28 protein-coding genes are annotated in these 24,862 nt (G+C 68.3%); all 28 read left to right on the top strand.

Annotated elements, in window-relative coordinates; all coding sequences use genetic code 11:
- Positions 1 to 13: 13 nt before the first annotated feature.
- The 28 genes from H6X67_RS02745 to rpmD all read left to right on the top strand — a co-directional run bounded on the left by H6X67_RS02745 (position 14) and on the right by rpmD (position 24,858).
- On the top strand, positions 14 to 3,970 hold the full coding sequence (locus tag H6X67_RS02745; RefSeq protein WP_249367410.1) for a DNA-directed RNA polymerase subunit beta': 3,957 nt from the start codon (positions 14 to 16) through the stop codon (positions 3,968 to 3,970).
- A 759-nt stretch (positions 3,971 to 4,729) separates the two neighbouring features.
- Positions 4,730 to 5,104 (top strand): 30S ribosomal protein S12, encoded by a 375-nt coding sequence (rpsL, locus tag H6X67_RS02740; RefSeq protein WP_166856096.1) that lies wholly within the window; start codon positions 4,730 to 4,732, stop codon positions 5,102 to 5,104.
- On the top strand, positions 5,104 to 5,574 hold the full coding sequence (gene rpsG, locus H6X67_RS02735) for a 30S ribosomal protein S7 (protein ID WP_249367409.1): 471 nt from the start codon (positions 5,104 to 5,106) through the stop codon (positions 5,572 to 5,574). Before rpsL ends, rpsG begins: the two co-directional genes overlap by 1 nt.
- Before the next feature lie 81 nt (positions 5,575 to 5,655).
- Entirely contained in the window at positions 5,656 to 7,791 is a 2,136-nt protein-coding gene (gene fusA, locus H6X67_RS02730; protein WP_249367408.1) for an elongation factor G, read from the top strand.
- Between the two features lie 189 nt (positions 7,792 to 7,980).
- Positions 7,981 to 9,171, top strand: coding sequence for an elongation factor Tu (tuf, locus tag H6X67_RS02725; RefSeq protein WP_249367407.1), 1,191 nt, complete (start codon positions 7,981 to 7,983; stop codon positions 9,169 to 9,171).
- A 282-nt stretch (positions 9,172 to 9,453) separates the two neighbouring features.
- Positions 9,454 to 12,462 (top strand): SpaA isopeptide-forming pilin-related protein, encoded by a 3,009-nt coding sequence (locus tag H6X67_RS02720; protein ID WP_249377027.1) that lies wholly within the window; start codon positions 9,454 to 9,456, stop codon positions 12,460 to 12,462.
- A 126-nt stretch (positions 12,463 to 12,588) separates the two neighbouring features.
- Entirely contained in the window at positions 12,589 to 14,034 is a 1,446-nt protein-coding gene (locus H6X67_RS02715; protein ID WP_249367405.1) for a SpaH/EbpB family LPXTG-anchored major pilin, read from the top strand.
- 118 nt (positions 14,035 to 14,152) lie between these two features.
- Positions 14,153 to 15,205, top strand: a complete 1,053-nt coding sequence (locus H6X67_RS02710; RefSeq protein ID WP_249367404.1) for a class C sortase — start codon at positions 14,153 to 14,155, stop codon at positions 15,203 to 15,205.
- A 207-nt stretch (positions 15,206 to 15,412) separates the two neighbouring features.
- Positions 15,413 to 15,721, top strand: a complete 309-nt coding sequence (rpsJ, locus tag H6X67_RS02705; protein WP_005987219.1) for a 30S ribosomal protein S10 — start codon at positions 15,413 to 15,415, stop codon at positions 15,719 to 15,721.
- An 11-nt stretch (positions 15,722 to 15,732) separates the two neighbouring features.
- A complete protein-coding gene (gene rplC, locus H6X67_RS02700; RefSeq protein WP_249367403.1) occupies positions 15,733 to 16,401 on the top strand; it encodes a 50S ribosomal protein L3 in 669 nt (222 codons plus the stop codon).
- Between the two features lie 4 nt (positions 16,402 to 16,405).
- The gene (gene rplD, locus H6X67_RS02695; protein WP_249367402.1) at positions 16,406 to 17,050 is read left to right on the top strand and encodes a 50S ribosomal protein L4; all 645 of its coding nucleotides are present in this window, start codon (positions 16,406 to 16,408) and stop codon (positions 17,048 to 17,050) included.
- Entirely contained in the window at positions 17,047 to 17,352 is a 306-nt protein-coding gene (rplW, locus tag H6X67_RS02690; RefSeq protein ID WP_249367401.1) for a 50S ribosomal protein L23, read from the top strand. The genes rplD and rplW overlap by 4 nt, the downstream gene beginning before the upstream one ends.
- Positions 17,353 to 17,373: 21 nt before the next feature.
- Positions 17,374 to 18,210, top strand: a complete 837-nt coding sequence (gene rplB, locus H6X67_RS02685; protein WP_249367400.1) for a 50S ribosomal protein L2 — start codon at positions 17,374 to 17,376, stop codon at positions 18,208 to 18,210.
- Positions 18,211 to 18,222: 12 nt separating this feature from the next.
- Positions 18,223 to 18,501 carry a 30S ribosomal protein S19 gene (rpsS, locus tag H6X67_RS02680; protein WP_006548387.1) on the top strand — a complete coding sequence of 93 codons (279 nt, stop codon included), beginning with the start codon at positions 18,223 to 18,225 and terminating at the stop codon, positions 18,499 to 18,501.
- 29 nt (positions 18,502 to 18,530) lie between these two features.
- Positions 18,531 to 18,908 carry a 50S ribosomal protein L22 gene (gene rplV / locus H6X67_RS02675; protein ID WP_249367399.1) on the top strand — a complete coding sequence of 126 codons (378 nt, stop codon included), beginning with the start codon at positions 18,531 to 18,533 and terminating at the stop codon, positions 18,906 to 18,908.
- Entirely contained in the window at positions 18,908 to 19,720 is an 813-nt protein-coding gene (gene rpsC, locus H6X67_RS02670) for a 30S ribosomal protein S3 (RefSeq protein ID WP_249367398.1), read from the top strand. The genes rplV and rpsC overlap by 1 nt, the downstream gene beginning before the upstream one ends.
- Positions 19,721 to 19,723: 3 nt before the next feature.
- Positions 19,724 to 20,143, top strand: coding sequence for a 50S ribosomal protein L16 (gene rplP, locus H6X67_RS02665; RefSeq protein WP_249367397.1), 420 nt, complete (start codon positions 19,724 to 19,726; stop codon positions 20,141 to 20,143).
- Complete coding sequence (rpmC, locus tag H6X67_RS02660) at positions 20,143 to 20,388, top strand: 50S ribosomal protein L29 (RefSeq protein WP_283251296.1); 246 nt, start codon at positions 20,143 to 20,145, stop codon at positions 20,386 to 20,388. Before rplP ends, rpmC begins: the two co-directional genes overlap by 1 nt.
- Positions 20,385 to 20,672, top strand: coding sequence for a 30S ribosomal protein S17 (gene rpsQ / locus H6X67_RS02655; RefSeq protein ID WP_311765825.1), 288 nt, complete (start codon positions 20,385 to 20,387; stop codon positions 20,670 to 20,672). Before rpmC ends, rpsQ begins: the two co-directional genes overlap by 4 nt.
- Positions 20,673 to 21,066: 394 nt before the next feature.
- Positions 21,067 to 21,438, top strand: coding sequence for a 50S ribosomal protein L14 (gene rplN, locus H6X67_RS02650; protein WP_249367396.1), 372 nt, complete (start codon positions 21,067 to 21,069; stop codon positions 21,436 to 21,438).
- Positions 21,439 to 21,440: 2 nt separating this feature from the next.
- A complete protein-coding gene (gene rplX / locus H6X67_RS02645; RefSeq protein ID WP_249367395.1) occupies positions 21,441 to 21,788 on the top strand; it encodes a 50S ribosomal protein L24 in 348 nt (115 codons plus the stop codon).
- Positions 21,789 to 21,790: 2 nt separating this feature from the next.
- Positions 21,791 to 22,348, top strand: a complete 558-nt coding sequence (gene rplE / locus H6X67_RS02640) for a 50S ribosomal protein L5 (protein WP_249367394.1) — start codon at positions 21,791 to 21,793, stop codon at positions 22,346 to 22,348.
- Position 22,349: 1 nt separating this feature from the next.
- Positions 22,350 to 22,535, top strand: coding sequence for a type Z 30S ribosomal protein S14 (locus H6X67_RS02635; protein ID WP_166856061.1), 186 nt, complete (start codon positions 22,350 to 22,352; stop codon positions 22,533 to 22,535).
- A gap of 57 nt (positions 22,536 to 22,592) precedes the next feature.
- Positions 22,593 to 22,991, top strand: coding sequence for a 30S ribosomal protein S8 (gene rpsH / locus H6X67_RS02630; protein WP_249367393.1), 399 nt, complete (start codon positions 22,593 to 22,595; stop codon positions 22,989 to 22,991).
- Between the two features lie 22 nt (positions 22,992 to 23,013).
- On the top strand, positions 23,014 to 23,553 hold the full coding sequence (gene rplF / locus H6X67_RS02625; protein WP_249367392.1) for a 50S ribosomal protein L6: 540 nt from the start codon (positions 23,014 to 23,016) through the stop codon (positions 23,551 to 23,553).
- Between the two features lie 2 nt (positions 23,554 to 23,555).
- Positions 23,556 to 23,930: a 50S ribosomal protein L18 gene (gene rplR, locus H6X67_RS02620; protein WP_249367391.1), complete on the top strand. Its 375-nt coding sequence runs from the start codon at positions 23,556 to 23,558 to the stop codon at positions 23,928 to 23,930.
- Positions 23,931 to 23,956: 26 nt separating this feature from the next.
- A complete protein-coding gene (rpsE, locus tag H6X67_RS02615) occupies positions 23,957 to 24,664 on the top strand; it encodes a 30S ribosomal protein S5 (protein ID WP_249367390.1) in 708 nt (235 codons plus the stop codon).
- Positions 24,664 to 24,858 carry a 50S ribosomal protein L30 gene (rpmD, locus tag H6X67_RS02610; RefSeq protein ID WP_249367389.1) on the top strand — a complete coding sequence of 65 codons (195 nt, stop codon included), beginning with the start codon at positions 24,664 to 24,666 and terminating at the stop codon, positions 24,856 to 24,858. The genes rpsE and rpmD overlap by 1 nt, the downstream gene beginning before the upstream one ends.
- Positions 24,859 to 24,862 lie beyond the last annotated feature (4 nt).

The raw sequence follows: 24,862 nt of genomic DNA, 5'->3' as shown, positions 1-24,862 counted from the left end.
GGAATGAGGAACTGTGCTCGACGCTAACGTCTTCGATCGCATCCAGCTCGGTCTCGCCACCGCTGAGGACATCAGGTCCTGGTCCCACGGCGAGGTCAAGAAGCCCGAGACCATCAACTACCGCACCCTCAAGCCGGAGAAGGACGGGCTCTTCTGCGAGAAGATCTTCGGCCCCACCCGCGACTGGGAGTGCGCCTGCGGCAAGTACAAGCGCGTGCGCTACAAGGGCATCGTCTGCGAGCGCTGCGGCGTCGAGGTCACCCGCTCCAAGGTGCGCCGTGAGCGCATGGCCCACATCAAGCTGGCCGCGCCCGTGACCCACATCTGGTACTTCAAGGGCGTGCCCTCCCGCCTGGGCTACCTGCTCAACCTGGCCCCCAAGGACCTGGAGAAGGTCATCTACTTCGCCGCCTACATGGTGACCGAGGTGGATGAGGAGGGCCGTCGTGACGACCTGCCCTCGCTGCGCAACGAGCTCGAGGTCAAGAAGAAGCACGTCGAGCAGGCCGGCCAGGCCGACGTCGAGGCCCGCCAGCGCCGACTTGAGGAGGAGCTCGCCCAGCTCGAGGCCGAGGGCGCCGAGCAGGCTCAGCGCGACCGCCTGCGCAAGGTGGCCGAGCGCGAGATGGGTGCCCTGCGCCGCAAGAACGCCCGCACCCTGGAGCACATGGACCGCGTGTGGGACCGCTTCGTCGGCCTCAAGGTCGGTGACCTCGAGGGCGACGAGGTCCTGTACCGCGACATGGTCGCGGACTACGGCATCTACTTCAAGGGCGCCATGGGCGCCGAGGCCATCCAGGCGCGCCTGCGCACCTTCGACCTCGAGGCCGAGGCCGAGACCCTGGCCGAGGTGGTCGCCAACGGCACCGGCCAGCGCAAGACCCGCGCCATCAAGCGTCTCAAGGTCATCAACGCCTTCCGCATCACGGGCACGGCCCCGGAGTCGATGGTCCTGGACAACATCCCGGTCATCCCGCCGGACCTGCGCCCCATGGTCCAGCTCGACGGCGGCCGCTTCGCCACCAGTGACCTCAACGACCTCTACCGCCGCGTCATCAACCGCAACAACCGTCTCAAGCGGCTCATGGACCTGGGCGCGCCGACGATCATCGTCAACAACGAGAAGCGCATGCTGCAGGACGCCGTCGACGCCCTGTTCGACAACGGCCGCCGCGGCCGCCCCGTCACCGGCGTCGGCAACCGCCCGCTCAAGTCCCTGTCCGACATGCTCAAGGGCAAGCAGGGCCGCTTCCGCCAGAACCTGCTGGGCAAGCGCGTGGACTACTCGGGCCGCTCGGTCATCGTCGTCGGCCCCCAGCTCAAGCTGCACCAGTGCGGCCTGCCCAGCCAGATGGCCCTGGAGCTCTTCAAGCCCTTCGTCATGAAGCGCCTGGTCGAGCTCAAGGAGGCCCAGAACGTCAAGGCCGCCAAGCGCATGGTCGAGCGCGCCAACCCCAAGGTCTGGGACGTCCTGGCCGAGGTCATCCGCGAGCACCCCGTGCTGCTCAACCGCGCCCCCACGCTGCACCGCCTGGGCATCCAGGCCTTCGAGCCCCAGCTCATCGAGGGCAAGGCCATCCAGCTGCACCCCCTGGTCTGCGGCGCCTTCAACGCCGACTTCGACGGCGACCAGATGGCCGTGCACCTGCCGCTGGGCGCCGAGGCGCAGGCCGAGGCCCGCATCCTCATGCTCTCGAGCAACAACATCCTCAAGCCCTCCGACGGCCGCCCGGTGACCATGCCCTCCCAGGACATGATCATCGGCACCTACTACCTCACCCAGACGCCGGACCCGACGGTCCCCGTCGAGGTCGACGCCGAGGGCCACGAGGTCGTGCCGTCCTTCTCCTCCTTCGCGGAGGCGGTCATGGCCCACGACTTCGGCAAGCTGCACGTCAACGCCACCGTGGACATCCGCTTCGAGGAGGGCATCACCGCCCCCGAGGACTGGCAGGCCCCCGAGGGCTGGAGCGAGGGCGAGCCCATCACCCTGCGCACCTCGCTGGGCCGGGCCCTGTTCAACACCGCGCTGCCCGAGACCTTCCCCTACGTCAACTACGTCGTGGACAAGAAGAAGCTGGGCAACATCGTCAACACGCTGGCGGAGGGCTACCCGCGCGTCGACGTCGCGGCCTCCCTGGACGCCCTCAAGGCCAACGGCTTCTACTGGTCCACCTGGTCCGGCATCACGGTGGCCTACGCGGACGTCGTCTCCCCGGAGAGCAAGCCGGCGATCCTCGCCCGCTACGAGGCCGAGGCCCAGGAGATCGAGGACCAGTTCGAGCTCGGTGCCCTCACCGAGGAGGACCGCTACCAGTCCCTCATCGACATCTGGACCAAGGCGACCAACGAGGTCGCCGAGGCCATGCGCGAGAACTTCCCGGCCCGCAACACCGTCTACCAGATGGTCGTCTCCGGCGCCCGTGGCAACTGGGACCAGATCCGTCAGCTGGCCGGCATGCGCGGCCTGGTGGCCGACCCCAAGCAGCGCCTCATCGAGCGCCCGATCAAGTCGAACTACCGCGAGGGCCTGAGCGTCCTGGAGTACTTCATCGCCACCCACGGCGCCCGCAAGGGCCTGGCGGACACGGCGCTGCGCACAGCCGACTCGGGCTACCTCACGCGTCGTCTGGTGGACGTCTCCCAGGACGTCATCGTCCGCGAGGAGGACTGCGGCACCCGCAAGGGCCTGACCAAGCGCATCTTCACCGCGACGGTGGTCGACGGCGTGGCGGTCAAGGAGCCTAGCGAGATCCTGGGCACCACCGTCTACGGCACGACGCTCGCGCGCGACGCGGTCGACGCCGAGGGCAACGTCGTCATCGAGGCGGGCACGGACCTCGGTGACGCCGAGATCGCGGCCGCCATCGAGGCGGGCATCGAGGAGATCACGGTGCGCTCGGTTCTCACCTGCGACTCCGCCGTCGGCACCTGCGCCGCCTGCTACGGCCGCTCGCTGGCCACCGGCAAGCGCGTGGACATCGGTGAGGCCGTGGGCATCATCGCCGCGCAGTCCATCGGTGAGCCCGGCACGCAGCTGACGATGCGCACCTTCCACACGGGTGGTGCGGCCGGCGCGGCCGACATCACCCAGGGTCTGCCGCGTGTGCAGGAGCTCTTCGAGGCCCGCACGCCCAAGGGCGAGGCCGCTGTGGCCGAGGCCGCCGGCCGCCTCAAGATCGAGGACGACGCCGACGGCAAGCGCCTGGTCATCACGCGCGACGACGGCGAGGAGGACCTCGTGGTCCCGGTCTCGCGCCGCCAGCGTCTGCTGGTGACCGACGGCGACCACGTGGAGCCGGGCGACGCCCTCACCGAGGGCCCGATCGACCCCAAGAAGGTGCTGCGCCTGCGCAGCGTGGGCGCCACCCAGCGCCACCTGGTGGAGGAGGTCCAGGAGGTCTACCGCTCCCAGGGCGTGGACATCCACTCCAAGCACATCGAGGTCATCGTGCGCCAGATGCTGCGCCGCGTCACCGTGCTCGAGTCGGGCGACACGATGCTGCTGCAGGGCGACCTCGTGGACGTCATGACCTTCCGTGCGGAGAACCGCCGGGTCATGGCCGAGGGCGGCAAGACGGCCTCGGGCCGCACCGAGCTCATGGGCATCACCAAGGCCTCGCTGGCCACGGACTCGTGGCTGAGCGCCGCCTCCTTCCAGGAGACGACGCGCGTGCTCACCGAGGCCGCGATGAACGGCAAGTCGGACCCGCTGCTGGGCCTGAAGGAGAACGTCATCCTCGGCAAGCTCATCCCCGCCGGCACGGGCCTGGCCCGCTACTCGGACATCGAGGTGGAGCCGACGGAGGAGGTCAAGCAGGAGGTGTTCTCCCGCACGGGCTTCACCGACGACATGTTCGGTGTCGGCGAGTCGGTCGCGCTGGACGACTTCCACTTCGGTGGGGACTTCCGGGCGGACTTCTCGGACGACTTCCGCACCGGGTTCTCCAGCGAGGACTACCAGTTCTGAGTGCCCCTTGTGGCGCTGGGCGCGGACCCGGTCCGAGGCCGCTTCGGAGGAGCTGGCCGGGCTCGCGAGTGGGCTGAGACGAGGCTGAGACAACGGCGGGCCGTCACCGTGCAGGTGGCGGCCCGCCGTCGTGCTGCTCGTGCTGCTCGTGCCGGGCGGCTCCGTCGCTCCCCAGGACAACCCGCGCGTGGATGGACAACCTATGTGCAGCAGGACAACCTGCGCGTGGATGGACAACCGTGTGAGCGCCAACAGGTTGTCCTTGCGCATGGAGGTTGTCCTTACACGCAGACGTTGTCCAGGCACGCAGGCGTGGTCCACGGGGGCCGACCGCCCGGGCCGGCCCCGGCCTGCCCGTGCCAGCCCCGCCCTGCCCTGCCCGGACCAGCCCCGGCCTGTCCGGACCAGCCCCGGCCCGCCCTGCCCTGGCTCCCGCGGCGTGTGCCGACGTGTCGCATGACACCACCCGTGCGACCGCTTGCGCCTGGCGGGGGAGGGGACCGCTCGGTATGTTTGTCACCGGTGCCCGCGTGCGGGCCACCGTTCTCCACTCCGTTCCCAGCGGCGGGCGCCCCGGCGCCACCGTGACGCGGGTCTGCCGCGGCGGGAACCGACGGGCCCCACTCCGCGGGGCTCCGGGCGCACCCTGAGGGTGTGCGCACCGGCCTGGTCCCCGCGGCGTCGTGCGCCGCGAGCGAGGACGAGGGCCGGCGGCGGGCAGCAGAACTGTCCGACGCACTTCTAGATGGAGAATCCGTAGTGCCTACCATTCAGCAGCTGGTCCGCAAGGGCCGCTCCTCGAAGCGCTCGTCGTCCAAGACGCCCGCGCTCAAGGCCAGCCCGCAGCGTCGTGGCGTGTGCACCCGCGTGTACACCACGACCCCGAAGAAGCCGAACTCCGCCCTGCGTAAGGTCGCCCGTGTGCGCCTGTCGTCCGGCATCGAGGTCACGGCCTACATCCCCGGCGAGGGCCACAACCTCCAGGAGCACTCGATCGTGCTCGTCCGCGGTGGTCGTGTGAAGGACCTTCCCGGTGTCCGCTACCACATCGTGCGCGGCTCCCTCGACACCCAGGGCGTCAAGGGCCGCCAGCAGGCACGCTCGAAGTACGGCGCCAAGAAGGAGAAGAAGTAATGCCTCGTAAGGGTCCCGCGCCCAAGCGCCCCCTCGTCGTCGACCCCGTCTACGGCTCGCCGGTCGTCACCCAGCTCGTCAACCGCGTCCTCCTGGACGGCAAGAAGTCCACCGCCGAGCGCATCGTCTACGGTGCCCTCGAGGGTGTGCGCTCCAAGACGGACCAGGACCCGGTCGCCGTCCTCAAGCGCGCCCTGGACAACATCCGCCCGGCCCTCGAGGTCCGCTCCCGCCGCGTCGGCGGCGCGACCTACCAGGTCCCCGTCGAGGTGCGCCCCAACCGCGCCACCACGCTCGCCCTGCGCTGGCTCGTGGACTACTCGCGCCAGCGTCGTGAGAACACGATGACCGAGCGTCTCATGAACGAGATCCTCGACGCCTCCAACGGTCTGGGCGCCGCTGTCAAGCGCCGCGAGGACATGCACCGCATGGCCGAGTCCAACAAGGCCTTCGCCCACTACCGCTGGTAACAGCCACACGTCGGTCGGGCTCCGCCCCCGGCGGACCCCGACCGACGCTGACTCTCCCCCCACTGAACGAAGGACTCTCACGTGGCACTTGACGTGCTGACTGACCTCAACAAGGTCCGCAACATCGGCATCATGGCGCACATCGATGCCGGTAAGACCACCGTCTCCGAGCGCATCCTCTTCTACACCGGCATCAACTACAAGATCGGTGAGACCCACGACGGCGCCTCCACGATGGACTGGATGGAGCAGGAGCAGGAGCGTGGCATCACGATCACCTCCGCTGCGACCACCACCTTCTGGAAGGGCACGCAGATCAACCTCATCGACACCCCCGGCCACGTGGACTTCACGGTCGAGGTCGAGCGCTCCCTGCGCGTGCTCGATGGCGCCGTCGCGGTCTTCGACGGCAAGGAGGGCGTCGAGCCCCAGTCCGAGACCGTGTGGCGTCAGGCGGACAAGTACAACGTCCCGCGCATCTGCTACATCAACAAGATGGACAAGCTGGGCGCGAACTTCGACTTCTCCGTCCAGACGATCCGTGACCGCCTCCACGCCACCCCGATGGTTGTCAACTTCCCCATCGGCGCGGAGAGCGAGTTCTCCGGCGTCGTCGACGTCATCGAGATGCGCGCCGTGCGCTTCCCCGAGAAGGATGCCGCCGGTAACGAGACCCGCGGCTCCGTCGTCGAGTACGAGGAGATCCCCGCTGAGCTCCAGGAGCGTGCCGAGGAGCTGCGCGCCGAGCTCATGGAGACGGTCGCCGAGGCCGACGACGAGCTCATGGAGAAGTACCTCGAGGAGGGTGAGCTCACCGTCGAGGAGATCAAGCGCGGCGTCCGCGCGCTGACGATCTCCGGTGAGGCCTTCCCCGTCCTGGCCGGCTCCGCCTTCAAGAACAAGGGCATCCAGCCCGTCCTCGACGCGGTCATCGACTACCTGCCGTCCCCGCTGGACGTGCCGGCCGTCGAGGGCCACGCACCCGGCGACGAGGAGACCGTCGTCGTGCGCGACTCCGACGAGAACGGCCCCTTCTCCGGCCTGGCCTTCAAGGTGGCCACCCACCCGTTCTACGGCAAGCTCGTCTACGTGCGTGTCTACTCGGGCAAGGTCTCCTCCGGCGAGCAGGTCCTCAACGCCACCAAGGGCAAGAAGGAGCGCATCGGGAAGATGTTCCAGATGCACTCCAACAAGGAGAACCCGGTCGACGTCGCCCACGCGGGCCACATCTACGCCTTCATCGGCCTCAAGGACGTCACCACTGGTGACACCCTGTGCGCCCAGTCCGCCCCGGTCATCCTCGAGTCCATGACCTTCCCGGACCCGGTCATTCATGTGGCCATCGAGCCCAAGACCAAGGGCGACCAGGAGAAGCTGGGCGTCGCCATCCAGAAGCTCTCCGAGGAGGACCCGACCTTCACGGTCGAGCTCGACGAGGAGACCGGCCAGACCGTCATCGGCGGTATGGGCGAGCTGCACCTGGACGTCTTCGTCGACCGCATGCGCCGCGAGTTCAAGGTCGAGGCCAACGTCGGCAACCCGATGGTCGCCTACCGCGAGACCATCAAGCGCAAGGTCGACAAGGTCGACTACACGCACAAGAAGCAGACGGGTGGCTCCGGCCAGTTCGCGAAGGTGCAGATGTCCTTCGAGCCCCTCGAGGTCGTGGAGGCCGAGGAGGGCGAGGAGAAGAAGCACTACGAGTTCGTCAACTCCGTCACCGGTGGCCGCGTGCCGCGCGAGTACATCCCCAGCGTCGACGCCGGCGTCCAGGAGGCCATGCTCACGGGCGTCCTCGCGGGCTACCCGATGGTCGACGTCAAGGCGACTCTCATCGACGGCGGCTACCACGAGGTCGACTCCTCCGAGATGGCCTTCAAGATCGCCGGCTCCATGGCCTTCAAGGAGGGTGCGAAGAAGGCCAACCCGGTCCTCCTCGAGCCCGTCATGGCTGTCGAGGTGCGCACCCCTGAGGAGTACATGGGCGACGTCATCGGCGACCTCAACTCCCGTCGTGGCATGATCCAGTCGATGGAGGACGCCGTGGGCGTCAAGGTCATCAAGGCGGCGGTCCCGCTGTCCGAGATGTTCGGCTACGTCGGCGACCTGCGCTCCAAGACGCAGGGCCGCGCGGTGTACTCGATGTCCTTCGACTCCTACGCGGAGGTCCCGAAGAACGTCGCCGACGAGATCATCGCCAAGGCCAAGGGCGAGTAGTCCCCCGGCTCCCGGGGACCGGACGCAGGCCGTCCGCTCCCCGGGACCGCGGGCCCGCCCGGCGCGGGACCCGCGGAACCAGTAATCTTTCCAACAACCCATCAGTAGAGATTCTCGACTCGGGCACGGCTAGCATGTGGCTAGTCGAATCACGACGAAGAGAACTCCCCGAGTCCCAGGAGGACACAAGTGGCCAAGGCCAAGTTCGAGCGGACCAAGCCGCACGTCAACATCGGAACGATCGGTCACGTCGACCACGGCAAGACGACGCTGACCGCCGCGATCTCCAAGACGCTGCACGACCTGTACCCGGACCTCAACCCCTTCACGCCCTTCGACGAGATCGACAAGGCTCCTGAGGAGCGTCAGCGCGGCATCACGATCAACATCGCGCACGTCGAGTACGAGACCGAGAAGCGTCACTACGCGCACGTCGACGCCCCCGGCCACGCCGACTACATCAAGAACATGATCACCGGTGCCGCCCAGATGGATGGTGCCATCCTGGTGGTCGCCGCCACGGACGGCCCGATGGCTCAGACTCGCGAGCACGTCCTGCTCGCCCGTCAGGTCGGCGTCCCCACCCTTCTCGTCGCCCTCAACAAGTGCGACATGGTCGAGGACGAGGAGCTCCTCGAGCTCGTCGAGATGGAGGTGCGCGAGCTGCTCTCCTCCCAGGAGTACGACGGCGACAACGCCCCCGTCATCCGCCTCTCCGCCTTCCAGGCCCTCGAGGGCGACCCCGCCTGGGCCGGGAAGATCAAGGAGCTCATGGACGCGGTCGACGAGTACATCCCGACCCCCGAGCGCGACATGGACAAGCCCTTCCTCATGCCCGTTGAGGACGTCTTCACGATCACCGGTCGTGGCACCGTCGTCACCGGTCGTGTCGAGCGCGGCAAGCTCCCGATCAACTCCGAGGTCGAGATCCTCGGTATCCGCGAGGCCCAGAAGACCACGGTCACGGGCATCGAGATGTTCCACAAGCAGATGGACGAGGCGTGGGCCGGCGAGAACTGCGGTCTGCTCCTGCGTGGCACCAAGCGTGAGGACGTCGAGCGCGGCCAGGTCGTCGTCAAGCCCGGCTCCATCACCCCGCACACGGACTTCGAGGGTCACGTTTACATCCTCACCAAGGACGAGGGCGGCCGTCACAACCCGTTCTACTCGAACTACCGTCCGCAGTTCTACTTCCGTACCACGGACGTCACCGGTGTCATCACCCTCCCCGAGGGCACCGAGATGGTCATGCCCGGTGACACCACCGAGATGACCGTCGAGCTCATCCAGCCCATCGCCATGGAGGAGGGCCTCGGCTTCGCCATCCGTGAGGGTGGCCGCACCGTGGGCTCCGGCCGCGTCACCAAGATCCTCAAGTGATCTGACGCAGCCGCTTGTGTGAGTGCTGCTGACTGACGACGATTCCCCGGCTCCGCGAGGAGCCGGGGAATCGTCGCGTCCAAGGGCTGTCACCGGCGAGGTCGTGGTGGCCTGTGGTGTGAAGTGCGGGGCCCACCATCATGAGGACGGTGTATCTAAGTAATCTCTGCGTCCGAACTGTGTCATGACATGAATTTGTGTCATGTCGGCTGTTTTGCGACACTGAGCCCGTCAGCCCGTTCCCCTGTGGAGAGCGGTCCTCATTTCCCCGGAGGTCTCCCCATGAGTCACCTCAACCCCATCGCCTCCGGGCGCCCCAGCACGAGCGGCACCAGGCGGCACGCGGCCGCCTCCCGGCCGTGGCGCGCGGGTGCCGCCCGCGGCCTGGCTTCTATGGTTGCTCTCGCCGTTGCACTCGGAACCGGCGGGCTCGCCCTGGCTGCCGCGCCCCTCGCCCTCGGTGAGGACGAGTCCGACGGCGCTGGCGCTGTGGTCGGGGAGGCTGCTGTGGAGCTGGTCGCCACGGACCCGGCCCCTGGGACAGCCGACATCGGAGGTGCTGCTGAGCCGCAGCCCGAGGTGGGCGCGGAGCCGGGATCTGCGTCCGGCGATGGAGACGCGGTCGCCGAGGAGGTCGGTGACGTCACCTGGACCGTGACGCAGAGCGAGGAGGCCGTAGCGCAGGACGGTGCCGAGGCCGACAAAGAGGCCGTGGCGGAGCCGGCTACCGCACTGCGTGCGGCCCCGCAGGCAGGTTATTCGGAATCGGTTGTCGTCGTGAGCGTTGTCGGTGCACGTGCTGCGAACGGCACGAAGTTGCCGCTCCCGGGGGTCCGCCTCACGGGCACACTCGGAAATGGATCGGTCTTCTACTGCACCTCAGACGCCGAGGGCGACTGCGCCTTCACGGTGCCGAGCACCGGGTCGCGGCAGCCCAATCGGAACCAGGTGATGACGGTCACCTACACCGAGGACGATGTTCCGGCCGGCTGGTACGCCAACACGCGCCTCGCAGTCAAAGGTCGGGGGGACTGGAGCCCGGTGCAAAGCGTGCAGTACCGGATGACGACTCCGCGACTGGAAGGCGGCCGCACCTACCGAAGCGGTGCCAGTGGCTTTACAGGCAGCGGCCTGCCGACGACCACCGGTGGCTGGCAGGCCTCCATTGGCAATCCCTCCTTTCCGCAGCAGTGTGGGCTCAAAGTCGCCATTGTCATGGACCTGTCCTCCTCAGTGAGGCCCGAGCATGTCGAGCAGGCCAAGAGGGCTGCCAACAGCTTCGTTGACGTGCTGACCGGCACGCCCTCCTCCATTGGCGTCTACACCTTCGGGAGTGTTGCTCCGGCGGCTGGCATGACCAACCTTTCCGCCACTGCGGTCTCTACTCCCGAGGGGGCTCAGAGGGTCAAGCAGTCCATCGCGAGCTGGACGCACCTGACCCAGGGCACGAACTGGGACCGGGGACTGTCACAGCTGCAGGGCCAGGGCTACTCCGTCGTAATGTTCATCACGGACGGCCTTCCCACGTTCTATGGAACCAGACCGTACGCCCAGGGCAACACCACGCGGTTTGACGTCACGGAGGAGGCCATCGCCTCTGCCAACGCGCTGAAGTCCGAGGGTGCGAGAGTTGTCGCCTTCGGTGTCGGCAGCGGCGTGAGCAGCACCGCGGCGGCGGCCAACCTCCGGGCCATCTCCGGTCAGAGCGCGGGCTCGGACTATTTCCAGACCACTGACTACGCCGTGGCGGCCGAGCAGCTCAAGGCGCTCGCCTCGGGCGCATGCCGGCAGACCGTGACAGTTGTCAAGCAGACCGTCCCCTACACGTATGACGCCAGCACCTCCCCGGCCCTCGCCGATGGCTGGACCTTCGAGGCGACGACGGCGGGCGGCGCGACCTTCGCGGACGGCACCACCAACGCGACCGGCGTTACTGGGGCCGCCGAGAGCCAGACCGGCACCGGCGCCACCGAGTTCCGCTTCGAGGTCCCCTGGGCAAGCGCCACCGGCACGATGACGCTCACTGAGACCCAGCAGCCCGGCTACAGCCTCGTCCAGCAGGGTGGTGCCAACGCGGCTTGCTACAAGCTGTCCGACGACGGCTCACGGGTGCCTATCTCAGTGACTGACGCTGCGGACGGTGGCTTCACGATCCCTGTCTCTGCCCAGAACCAGATCTCCTGCTACGTCATCAACCGCGAGCCGGCGCCTGTCGCCACGGTCACAGTGAGCAAGAAGTGGATGGTCGACGGCCAGGAGTACATCGGTGGCGTCCCGGAGGGGCTCGGCATGACCGCCTCCCTCAAGGTCAACGACGCGGACACCACCTGGGGAGAGACCAGCACGGGACATCACGTGGACGACACGCTCACCATTGCCGAGGCCACGGTGATCAAGGACATGCCCGGGTGCGAGCTCACGGGCTCGAGCCTCAGTGGTACGGGCCTGGACCAGGTCATCGATCTCGACCTGGCCAAGCCGGAGGCCACCGTGACGCTCACTGCCGAGTCCAACAGCTACACGCTCACCAACACCGTCACCTGCACGCAGACGCTGAGCCTGGACAAGAAGGTGGACAACAGCGCCTCGGTGCACCCATGGGCCACGCAGGCGATGCCCGAGGACTGGACACTCACCGCCACCACCGGCAGCACCCCGGCCCTCAACGGCACGGGCTCCGTCGAGCCGACGCAGGTCGCGGCCGGCGACTACACTCTCGCCGAGTCCGCTCAGGCGACGCTGGCGCTGCCGGCCGAGGCCTACGCGGCCGGGACCTGGCAGTGCTCCTACACCGACGGCGCCGGGGGAGAGGTCGCCCTCAACGGCACCACGGTCACCGTGCCGCGGGGACGTGACGTCGCCTGCACCATCACCAACACGCTCAAGGCATTCCCCATCGCCTGGGAGAAGGTCGATGAGTCCGGCGCGCCCCTCACCGGGGCCGAGTGGACCATCACCCGCACCGGAATGAACGATGCCAGCGTCGATCTACCCTCCTCTAACGGCAGCTACGGTGTCGAGGGCCTGCCCATCGGCACCTACACCCTCACGGAGACCAAGGCGCCGGTCGGCTACACCAAGGCCGGCGACATCACCTTCACGGTGTCCGCGGACGGCACGGTCTCCGGCCTGCCGGCGAAGGTGACGAACACCAAGCGAGATGTCCCGACCCTGCCGCTCACCGGTGGGCTCGGCACCGACATGCTGCTCGTGGGCAGCGGTCTGCTGATCGCGGCCGCCCTCGCAGCCGAGGCCATGAGGAGGCGCCGCCAGCAGACGACGTCGCAGTAACCGGCCCCACGGCCGCAGCGTGGCCCGGTCATGACACAACCCGGTAGCCTCGCCCTTGTCTTTCGCCCCCCGACCCGTTCCCACGCGACGCCTCGACGGACGCCGCGCCATGAGAGGAATCCCGACATGACAACACCCAAGCGCACTTTGAGGAGTCGCCTGGTCGCCGCCGCAGGCGTGCTCGCCCTGAGCCTCACCGGCCTCGGCCTCGCCAGCACCGCGGCCGCCGTCCCCGGCAACATCACTGACTTCAGTGACGGTGTCATCAACGTCCACAAGTACTCCAACCCCGGTGGCACACTCACGCCGAGCGACGGCACCGAGACGACCGTTCCCCAGGGGGCCGAGCCGCTGGCCGGCGTGACCTTCACCCTCTACAAGGTCACCGACGTCGACCTTGTGAGCGGCAACGCCGGCTGGGACGTGGTCCAGAAGATCTCCGGCTCCGCCCCCGTTGAGCCTGTTCTCGACAACGCGACCAGTCCCACGAAGGTCACCATCGACGGAGCGGACCACGCGCTCGGATCCGGAACGGAAGCCACGACAGGTGCCACCGGCATCGCCGCCTTCACCGGGCTGCACCCGGGCCTCTACGTCGTCGCCGAGGGCGCGGACACCGGCGACAACAACATCGTCACGAAGGCGAAGCCCTTCTTCGTCGTCCTGCCCATCAAGGACAACGGCAGCTGGAGCAGCACCGCCCATGTCTACCCCAAGAATGTCGTCTCCACCGGACCGACCAAGACGGTGGACACCAAGAACATCGCCGACGGTGTCCTCACATGGACCGTCACGCAGGCCATCCCTACCTACGACACCGCTAGCCCGCTGACCCACTTCGTGCTCAAGGACGACCTGTCCGCAGCCGGTGACACGAGTGGCACCGTGGACAGCCTGGTCCTCAAGGTTGATGGGGCCGCCCTGGTGAAGGACACTGACTACACGGTCGCCCTTGACACCGCGACGAAGGTCCTCACGATCACTGTCACGGACCTGACCAAGCTCACCTCCGGCGGCGCCGTCGTCGCCGAGTACACGACGGTCGGACAGGTCGGTGAGTACACCAATGAGGTCAAGACCTACATCAACGAGACGACGAACGAGGTTGGCACGGCGACGGTTAAGGACTACCTCGGCAAGGTCACCGTCACGAAGAAGGACAAGGACAACGCCAACGTCCTCAGGGGCGCCACCTTCAAGGTCTGCGACAACACCAACGGCGACGCGACCAAGGACTGCGTGGCGATCGGCACCCTGACGACCGGCGACGACGGCACCGCCAGCCTTGACCAGCTCCGTGTGCCCGGCAAGTACGTCCTCGTCGAGACCCAGGCACCTGCCGGCTACGTCCTTGACGAACAGGTGCGCACCTTCGAGTTCACGGACAACCAGACCACCACGGCTGACCTCACTAAGGCCTACGACATCGACAACACCAAGCAGAAGGTTCCGAACCTGCCTGTCACCGGTGCTGCAGGCCAGGTGCTCATGGTGGCCGGGGGAGCGGCCCTCGTCCTCGTCGCGGGCGGCTCCGTGCTCGTCATCCGCAACCGTCGTCGCTCCGAGGACTGACGACTGCCCCTCCCGGAGCACCGGGACGTCGGCGGGGGAGGTCTCGGCCTCCCCCGCCGACGCGCACCCGGCCACTCGCCTACGCTGGCACTCCAGCCACCCCCGACAGGAGCCCCACGTGCGCACCCACCGCATCCGCCATGCGCGAGCCCGCCGGAGCCGCTGGCGCCTCAACCTGCTCTCGCTCGTCCCCGCCGCGCTCGCCACTGCCGGGATGCTCCTGCTCACCTATCCCGCCGCCGCCGCCTGGCTCAGCCAGTACAACCAGTCCCAGGTCGTCGTCTCCTACGCCAGCGCCGTCGAGGACGCCAGCCCCGACGCCCCCACCCAGCTCGCCCAGGCCCGCGCCTACAACGACGCCCTCGCCTCCGGCGCCGTCCTCGAGGCGGGCACCAACATTCCCACAGGAGACGGCACGAGCGCCGGCACGAGCCTCGACTACAACGCCCTCCTCGATGCCAACGGCAGCGGCCTCATGGCGCGTCTGAGGATCCCCGCCATCGACCTCGACCTGCCCGTCTACCACGGCACCTCCGACGCCACCCTCCTGTCCGGCCTCGGCCACCTGCAGGGCACCTCCCTGCCCGTCGGCGGCGAGGGCACGCGCTCCGTCATCACCGGCCACCGCGGCCTGGCCAGCGCGACGATGTTCACCCACCTCGACCGGGTCGAGGTGGGTGACACCTTCACCCTCGAGGTCCTCGGTGAGGTCCTCACCTACCGCGTCACCGGCACGAAGGTCGTCGAGCCCGACGAGACCGAGGCCCTGCGCCCCGTCGAGGGCAAGGACCTCGTCACCCTCGTCACCTGCACCCCGCTGGGCATCAACAGCCACCGCATCCTCGTCACCGGTGAGCGCATCCTGCCCACACCCGCCCAAGACGTCGCCGCCGCCGGGGCCGCCCCCGACGTGCCCGGCTTCCCCTGGTGGGCCGTGCGGCTCGCCGTCGGCCTGGCCATGGTGGCCCTGTACATCTGGCACGCCGGCCGCCCGCCCCGCCGTCGGTGCGCGGGCCGCCCGGGGCGGACGGGTGCCGCGGGGGAGAAGGGAGACGACGGCGCCCCGCCCCGCACCACCGGCCCGGGCGACACGCCCGAGCACGTGGACCGGGTGGGCGGTCTCACAGGAGTGGAGCGCCCCCTCGGCTTCCCGCACGAGTCGCAGCGCTGATAGCGTTGCCTGGCCGGTGCGCGAGAGCGCGCCGACCACCTCCCGGGGTCGACCCGGGAACCAGTCTGACGGACCCGGTACCCACCGGGTTTCCGTGTGTCCAGACCGGTCCCTCATCCTCAACAGCGAGTTGCGTGTGAGCAGGTCGCGTGAGCGACACGCCCGAGCGCGTGGACCGGTCACCGAAAGCAAGAGAGGTTAGGCGCCATGGCGGGACAGAAGATCCGCATCCGGCTCAAGTCCTACGACCACGAGGTCATCGACAGCTCGGCGCGCAAGATCGTCGACGTCGTGACCCGCGCAGGTGCGACGGTCGTGGGCCCGGTGCCGCTGCCGACCGAGAAGAACGTGTTCTGCGTCATCCGGTCGCCCCACAAGTACAAGGACAGCCGTGAGCACTTCGAGATGCGCACGCACAAGCGGCTGATCGACATCATCGACCCGACCCCCAAGGCCGTCGACTCGCTCATGCGACTCGACCTGCCCGCGGACGTCAACATCGAGATCAAGCTCTGAGGACTGAAGCCATGACTACGCTTAACCCGCCGGCTCCGGCCGCGCCTGCCAAGGCGCTGCTCGGCACCAAGCTCGGCATGACGCAGATCTGGGACGAGAACGGCGTCATGCGCCCCGTCACCGTCGTCCGCGTCGACACCAACGTCGTGACCCAGGTCCGCAACGTCGAGACCGATGGCTACGAGGCCGTCCAGCTCGCCTTCGGCGAGATCGACGAGCGCAAGGTCACCAGGCCCCTGCAGGGCCACTTCGCCAAGGCGGGCGTCGCCCCGCGCCGCCACGTCGCCGAGGTCCGCACCTCCCTCGCCTCCGAGTTCACCCCCGGCCAGGAGCTCACCGCCGACCTCTTCGAGGTCGGCCAGCTCGTGGACGTCCAGGGCACCTCCAAGGGCAAGGGCTTCGCGGGTGTCATGAAGCGCCACGGCTTCAAGGGCGTCTCCGCCTCGCACGGTGCGCACCGCAACCACCGCAAGCCCGGCTCCGTCGGCGCCTGCGCCACCCCGGGTCGCATCTTCAAGGGTCTGCGCATGGCCGGACGCATGGGCAACGAGACCACCACCGTCCAGAACCTCAAGGTTCGCGGCGTGGACGCCGACAAGGGCTTCCTGCTCGTCAACGGCGCCATCCCGGGCCCCAAGGGCTCGGTCGTCGTCGTCCGCACCGCGGTGAAGGGAGCCTGACACCATGGCTGACGTTCTCTCCGTCGACATCGTCGACTCGAAGGGCAAGAAGACCGGCACCGCCGAGCTGCCCGCCGAGATCTTCGACGCCGAGCTCAACATCCCGCTCATGCACCAGGTCGTCGTCGCCCAGCTCGCCGCTGCGCGCCAGGGCACCCACGCCACCAAGAACCGCGGCGCCGTCCGCGGCGGTGGCCGCAAGCCCTACCGCCAGAAGGGCACCGGCCGCGCCCGCCAGGGCTCGACCCGCGCCCCGCAGTTCGTCGGCGGTGGCGTCGTGCACGGCCCGCAGCCGCGCGACTACTCCCAGCGCACTCCCAAGAAGATGAAGGCCGCCGCCCTGCGCAGCGCCCTGTCCGACCGCGCCCGCAACGGCCGCGTCCACGTCATCACCGAGTTCCTGGCCTCCGAGACCCCCTCCACCAAGGGCGCCCTCGCCGGCCTGCGCAACCTCACGGACCGCAAGGCCCTCGTGGTCGTGGAGCGCACGGACACCCTGTCCGTCCTGAGCCTGCGCAACCTGCCCGACGTCCTCGTGACCTGGGCCGACCAGCTCAACACCTACGACGTGCTCGTCAACGACGACATCGTCTTCACTGCCGCCGCCCTGGACACCTTCCTCGGCAAGGGCGAGGAGGAGTCCAAGTGAGCCTCGAGAAGAGCAAGAACCCCCGCGACGTCATCGTCGCGCCGGTCGTCTCCGAGAAGTCCTACGCCTGCATGGACCGTGGCCAGTACACGTTCCTCGTCGCGCCGGGCTCGAACAAGACCGAGATCAAGCAGGCCGTCGAGGCCATCTTCGGTGTCAAGGTCGAGTCCGTGAACACCCAGAACCGTCCCGGCAAGACCCGCCGGACCCGTACCGGCCTGGGCAGGACGAAGGCCACCAAGCGCGCGATCGTCACGCTGCGTGAGGGGACCATCGACATCTTTGGCGACGTGGCTAAGTGACACGGAAGGTAAAGAAACGACATGGGAATCCGTAAGTACAAGCCGACGACGCCGGGGCGTCGCGGCTCCTCCGTGGCCGACTTCGTCGAGATCACGCGCAGCGAGCCCGAGAAGTCCCTCGTGCGCCCGCTGAGCAAGTCTGGCGGCCGCAACAACAGCGGCCGCGTCACCACCCGTCACAAGGGCGGCGGCCACAAGCGTGCCTACCGCGTCATCGACTTCCGTCGTCACGACAAGGACGGTGTGCCCGCCAAGGTCGCTCACATCGAGTACGACCCCAACCGCACCGCCCGCATCGCCCTCCTGCACTACGCGGACGGCGAGAAGCGCTACATCATCGCCCCCAACAAGCTCGCCCAGGGTGATGTCGTCGAGGCCGGCCCCAACGCCGACATCAAGCCCGGCAACAACCTGCCGCTGCGCCACATCCCCACCGGCACGGTCGTCCACGCCGTCGAGCTGCGTCCCGGCGGCGGCGCCAAGATCGCCCGCAGCGCTGGCACGTCCGTCCAGCTGGTCGCCAAGGAGGGCAAGTACGCGCAGCTGCGCATGCCCTCCGGCGAGATCCGCAACGTCGAGGCTGCCTGCCGAGCCACCGTCGGCGAGGTCGGCAACGCTGAGCAGTCCAACATCAACTGGGGCAAGGCCGGCCGTATGCGCTGGAAGGGCGTGCGCCCGACCGTGCGCGGTGTCGTCATGAACCCGGTCGACCACCCGCACGGTGGTGGTGAGGGCCGCACCTCCGGTGGCCGCCACCCCGTGTCCCCGTGGGGCAAGCCCGAGGGCCGTACCCGTCGTCCCAACAAGTCCAGCGACCGCCTCATCGTGCGTCGTCGTCGGACCGGCAAGAAGCGCTGATAGGAGCCTGATATGCCGCGCAGCCTGAAGAAGGGTCCCTTCGTCGACGACCACCTCATGAAGAAGGTGGACGCCCAGAACGAGAAGGGCACCAAGAACGTCATCAAGACCTGGTCCCGTCGTTCGGTCATCACGCCGGACTTCCTCGGACACACCTTCGCCGTCCACGACGGTCGCAAGCACGTCCCGGTCTTCGTCACCGAGTCCATGGTGGGCCACAAGCTCGGCGAGTTCGCTCCGACCCGTACCTTCCGCGGGCACGTCAAGGACGACCGCAAGTCGCGTCGCTGACGCCGACGGAAGTCAGAGAGGCAGAGAACATGGAAGCCAAGGCGCAGGCCAAGTACGTGCGCTGCACGCCGATGAAGGCCCGTCGCGTCGTGGACGTCGTCCGCGGCAAGAACGCCCTCGAGGCCATCAACGTGCTCCGTTTCGCCCCGCAGGCCGCTGCGGTGCCGGTGCGCAAGGTCATCGAGTCCGCCATCGCCAACGCCCGGGTCAAGGCCGAGCGTGACGGCGAGCGGTTCGACGAGAGCACGCTCTACATCACCGAGGCGTTCGCTGACGAGGGCCCCACCCTCAAGCGTTTCCGCCCCCGCGCCCAGGGGCGCGCCGGTCGGATCCTCAAGCGCACCAGCCACATCACCGTCATCGTCGGCCCCAAGGCCGACACCGCGAAGAAGGAAGGAGCCCGGTAATGGGGCACAAGGTCAACCCGACCGGGTTCCGCCTGGGCATCACGACGGACCACCGCTCGCGCTGGTTCGCCGACTCCACGAAGCCGGGTCAGCGCTACCGCGACTTCGTCGAGGAGGACGTCAAGATCCGCCGCCTCATGGAGGACGGCATGGAGCGCGCCGGCATCTCCAAGGTGGACATCGAGCGCACGCGTGACCGCGTCCGCGTCGACCTGCACACCGCCCGCCCGGGCATCGTCATCGGACGTCGCGGCGCCGAGGCCGAGCGCCTGCGCGGCCAGCTCGAGAAGCTCACCGGCAAGCAGGTCCAGCTCAACATCCTCGAGGTCAAGAACCCCGACCTCGACGCGCAGCTCGTCGCCCAGGGCATCGCGGAGCAGCTCGCCAGCCGAGTCTCCTTCCGCCGCGCCATGCGCAAGGGCATGCAGTCCGCCATGCGCGCCGGCGCCAAGGGCGTCCGTGTCCAGTGCTCCGGCCGCCTCGGCGGCGCCGAGATGAGCCGCAGCGAGTTCTACCGCGAGGGCCGTGTGCCGCTGCACACCCTGCGCGCGAACATCGACTACGGCTTCTACGAGGCCAAGACCACCTTCGGACGTCTCGGCGTCAAGGTCTGGATCTACAAGGGCGACATGACGGAGCGCGAGTTCGCCCGTCAGCAGGCCGAGGCCGGCCAGCGCCGCGGCGGGCGCAACGACCGCCGCGGTGGCCGTGGTGAGCGCCGCGGCGAGCGAGCCCCGCGTCAGAACGAGCAGCAGGCCGAGCAGGCGCCGGTCGCCGAGAACGCTGCCGCAGACCAGGGAACGGAGGCCTGAGCCGTGCTCATCCCCCGCCGGACCAAGTTCCGCAAGCAGCACCGCCCGCACCGCTCGGGCATGTCCAAGGGCGGCAACCGCATCGCCTTCGGTGACTACGGCATCCAGGCCCTCGAGCCCGCCTACATCACCAACCGCCAGATCGAGGCGGCCCGTATCGCCATGACCCGCCACATCAAGCGCGGCGGCAAGGTGTGGATCAACATCTTCCCGGACCGCCCGCTGACCAAGAAGCCCGCCGAGACCCGCATGGGCTCCGGTAAGGGCGCCCCCGAGTGGTGGATCGCCAACGTCAAGCCCGGACGCATCCTGTTCGAGCTCGGCGGCGTCGACGAGGCCCTCGCCCGCGAGGCCATGCGCCGCGCACAGCACAAGCTTCCGATGAAGACCCGTTTCGTGACACGTGAGGGTGGTGACGTCTGATGGCAATCGGTTCCCAGGGGCTGACCCCCACCGACCTCGACGCCATGGATAACGAGCGCCTCTCCGAGGAGCTCTCCAAGGCCAAGGCCGAGCTCTTCAGCCTCCGGTTCGCCTCGGCGACCGGACAGCTCGAGGACCACGGCCGTCTCAAGGCCGTGCGCCGCGACATCGCCCGCATCCACACCATCGTGCGCGAGCGTGAGCTCGGCATCCGTACCGCTCCGAGCACGGAGGAGTCCAAGTGAGCGAGCAGAACACCACCCCCGTCGTCGAGGACGAGCGTCCTCAGCGCAAGGTCCGTCGCGGCTACGTCGTGTCGGACAAGATGGACAAGACCATCGTCGTCGAGCTCGAGGAGCGCTACAAGCACTCCCTCTACGGCAAGGTCCTCCGTCGTTCCAAGAAGGTCAAGGTCCACGACGAGAACAACGAGGCGCACCCCGGTGACCTCGTCGTCATCATGGAGACCCGGCCGCTGAGCGCCACCAAGCACTGGCGCCTGGTCGAGATCGCCGAGCGGGCCAAGTGACCCGACGCTGACCTCAGCACCCCCGCGACGCCGTCGCCGTCCCCCGTGGACGGCGACGGCGTCGCCGTCCACCCGGCCGTCCCCTCGCCGTCGTGCGCCCCTGCCACCCTCCCGGCGCACAGCCGTCCGGCCCGGTGAGCAAGGGCACAGGAGGCGGCCACCGCCTCAGGTTCCGCGCGATCACGGCCTCGACTAGGCTATGGGAGTTGCGTGCGCCGAAGGTGCGCCCACCAGAGACCTCGCGCTCCCTGCGCCTGTGTCTGGCGGGACCCGCGTACCGAGGACCCCTCGCCCCAGGACGGGGCAGGAGCACGCAAGACCGAAAGAACGTTCGGCCAGGCTCGCGCCCCGCACCGGGATGCCGAGAACCGGCTCGACGACAGGAGAACACTCAATGATCCAGCAGGAGTCGCGACTCAAGGTCGCCGACAACACCGGTGCCAAGGAGATCCTTTGCATCCGTGTTCTCGGTGGCTCTGGTCGTCGCTATGCGGGTATCGGCGACACGATCGTCGCTACCGTCAAGGACGCCATCCCCGGCGGCAACGTCAAGAAGGGCGACGTCGTCAAGGCGGTCGTCGTGCGCACCCGCAAGGAGCGCCGCCGCCCGGACGGCTCGTACATCCGCTTCGACGAGAACGCCGCCGTCATCCTCAAGAACGCCGACGGCGAGCCGCGCGGCACGCGCATCTTCGGCCCCGTCGGCCGTGAGCTTCGCGAGAAGAAGTTCATGCGCATCGTCTCTCTCGCCCCGGAGGTGATCTGAACATGGCACGCATCAAGAAGGGCGACCAGGTCATCGTCATCGCCGGCAAGGACAAGGGCAAGGTCGGTCGCGTCCTCGAGGTCCGTCCCACGGAGGACCGCGTCATCGTCGAGGGCGTCCAGCGCGTCACCAAGCACACCAAGGTGGGCCAGTCCGCCCAGGGCGCCCGCACCGGTGGCATCGAGACCGTCGAGGCCCCGATCCACGTGTCCAACGTCATGATCTACGACGCCAACGCCAAGGGTAAGCGCACCCGCGTGGGCTTCCGCGTCGAGGAGGGCACCCGCCCCAACGGCGCCAAGCGGACCGTCCGCGTGCGCTACGCGAAGAAGTCCGGGGAGGACCTGTGACCATGTCTGAGAGCACCACCCCCCGCCTCAAGGCGACCTACACCGAGAAGGTGCAGCCCGCCCTGCGCACCGAGTTCCAGCACGGCAACGTGATGGAGGTCGCCCGCGTCGTCAAGGTCGTCGTCAACATGGGTGTCGGCGAGGCCGCTCACGACTCCAAGATGATCGAGGGCGCCGTGCGCGACCTCACCGCGATCACCGGCCAGAAGCCGCAGGTCACCAAGGCCCGCAGGTCCATCGCGCAGTTCAAGCTGCGTGAGGGCATGCCTATCGGCGCGCACGTCACGCTGCGCGGCGACCGCATGTGGGAGTTCCTCGACCGCCTCATCTCGATCTCGCTGCCGCGCATCCGCGACTTCCGCGGACTGTCCCCCAAGCAGTTCGACGGCAACGGCAACTACACCTTCGGTCTGACCGAGCAGTCCGTGTTCCACGAGATCGACGCCGACTCCATCGACCGCGTGCGCGGCATGGACATCACCGTGGTGACCACCGCCAAGACCGACGAGGAGGCCCGCTCGCTGCTCAAGCAGCTCGGCTTCCCCTTCAAGGAGAAGTGACATGGCCAAGACCGCTCTCATCGAGAAGGCGAACCGCAAGCCGAAGTTCGGTGTCCGCGCCTACACGCGCTGCCAGCGCTGCGGCCGCCCGCACTCCGTGTACCGCAAGTTCGGCCTGTGCCGTATCTGCCTGCGCGAGATGGCCCTCACCGGCCAGCTCCCGGGCGTGAGCAAGTCCAGCTGGTAAGAACTTACGTCGCAGGTCCGCGAGGAAACCACGACGAGGAAGGGCTGAGGCCCACTCATGACTATGACAGACCCCATCGCAGACATGCTGACCCGTCTGCGCAACGCCAACAACGCCTACCACGACGCCGTCTCCATGCCGTCGAGCAAGCTCAAGGTCAACATCGCCTCGATGCTCAAGGCCGAGGGCTACATCGCCGGTTACGAGGTGACGGACGCCGAGGTCGGCAAGACGCTCACGCTGAACCTCAAGTACGGAGCCAACCGCCGGCGGGCCATCCAGGGCCTCAAGCGCGTCTCCAAGCCCGGCCTGCGCGTCTACGCCAAGTCCAACAACCTGCCGAAGGTCCTCGGCGGCCTCGGGGTGGCGATCCTGTCCACCTCCTCCGGTCTGCTGACCGACCGGCAGGCCGAGTCCAAGGGCGTGGGCGGCGAAGTCCTCGCCTACGTCTGGTGAGCACAGGAACGGAGGAATAGCAATGTCTCGTATTGGACGTCTCCCCGTTCCGGTTCCCGCCGGAGTGGACGTCATCATTGACGGCAACGACGTGACCGTCAAGGGCCCCAAGGGCACCCTGACGCGCACCATCGCCGAGCCCCTGAGCGTGACCCGTGAGGAGGATGGCTCCATCCTCGTCACCCGTCCCGACGACGAGCGCCAGTCGCGCTCCCTGCACGGCCTGTCGCGCACGCTCATCAACAACATGGTCGTCGGCGTCACCGAGGGCTACACGAAGAACCTCGAGATCGTCGGCACCGGTTACCGCGCCGCCCAGAAGGGCACTGGCATCGAGCTGTCCCTCGGCTTCTCGCACACGGTCCTCGTCGAGGCCCCCGAGGGCATCACGCTCACCGTGAACGGCAACCTGAAGATCGCCGTCTCCGGCATCTCCAAGGAGCAGGTCGGCGAGGTCGCCGCGAACATCCGCAAGATCCGTCCGCCGGAGCCCTACAAGGGCAAGGGCGTGCGCTACGCCGGCGAGAACGTGCGCCGCAAGGTCGGAAAGGCTGGTAAGTGACCATGGCTTACGCGATCAAGAGGGGCAAGTCCAAGACCATCGCCCGCAAGATCCGCCACCAGCGCGTGCGCAAGCGCGTCAACGGCACTCCCGAGCGCCCCCGTCTCGTCGTCACCCGCTCCAACCGCCACATGGTGGCGCAGGTCATCGACGACACCATCGGTCACACCCTGTGCTCGGCCAGCACCCTCGAGGAGGCCGTCAAGGGCGTCGAGGGCCACAAGGTCGGGGCCGCCCACAAGGTCGGCGAGCTCGTCGCCGAGCGCGCCAGGGCCCTGGGCATCGAGGCGGTCGTCTTCGACCGCGGCGGCAACAAGTACCACGGCCGTGTCGCGGCCGTCGCGGAGGGCGCCCGCGAGGGCGGCCTGACGCTCTGACCCGGACGAAAGCTAAGGAGAATCTGATGGCTGCACCGCAGCGAGACAGGTCCGCGTCGTCCGACGGCTCGGCCCGCAACGGTGAGAACCGCGGCGAGGGCCGCGGGCGTCGTGACCGCAACAACGACCGCCGCGACCGCAACAACGGCCGCGGCAACGACGACAAGTACATCGAGCGCGTCGTCACCATCAACCGCGTGTCCAAGGTCGTCAAGGGCGGCCGCCGCTTCACCTTCACGGCGCTCGTCGTCGTCGGTGACGGCGAGGGCACGGTCGGCGTGGGCTACGGCAAGGCGAAGGAAGTCCCCGCCGCCATCGCCAAGGCCGTCGAGGTCGCGAAGAAGAGCTTCTTCCACGTCCCGATGATCCGCCGCACCATCCCGCACCTGGTCCAGGGCGAGGACTCCGCCGGAGTCGTCCTCCTGCGCCCCGCGTCCCCCGGTACCGGTGTCATCGCCGGTGGCCCGGTGCGCGCCGTGCTGGACTGCGCCGGCATCCACGACATCCTGTCGAAGTCCCTCGGCTCCTCGAACGCGATCAACATCGTCCACGCGACGGTCGACGCGCTCAAGAAGCTCGAGCAGCCCGAGGGCGTCGCCGCCCGCCGTGGCCTGCCCCTCGAGGACGTCGCGCCGCAGTCCATGCTGCGCGCCCGTGCCGAGGGCGAGGCCGACCGGCGCGCCGAGGCCGAGAAGAAGGAGGCCGAGAAGGCCGCTGAAGGAGTTGAGGCGTGATGGCTGAGACCGCCACCAAGCAGCTCAAGGTGACCCAGGTCCGCTCCGGCATCGGTGGAACCCACCGCCAGCGCGAGACCCTGCGCTCCCTCGGCCTGCGCAAGATCCGCCAGTCCGTCGTGCGCGAGGACAGCCCCTCCGTGCGCGGCATGATCGCCACGGTGGCGCACCTCGTCACCGTTGAGGAGGCCTGAGAAG

This window comes from Actinomyces sp. AC-20-1, assembly GCF_023369555.1.
Taxonomy (GTDB): Bacteria; Actinomycetota; Actinomycetes; order Actinomycetales; family Actinomycetaceae; genus Actinomyces.
Note: the sequence above shows the minus strand (reverse complement) of the source record. Positions and strands in the feature narration are given on the sequence as shown.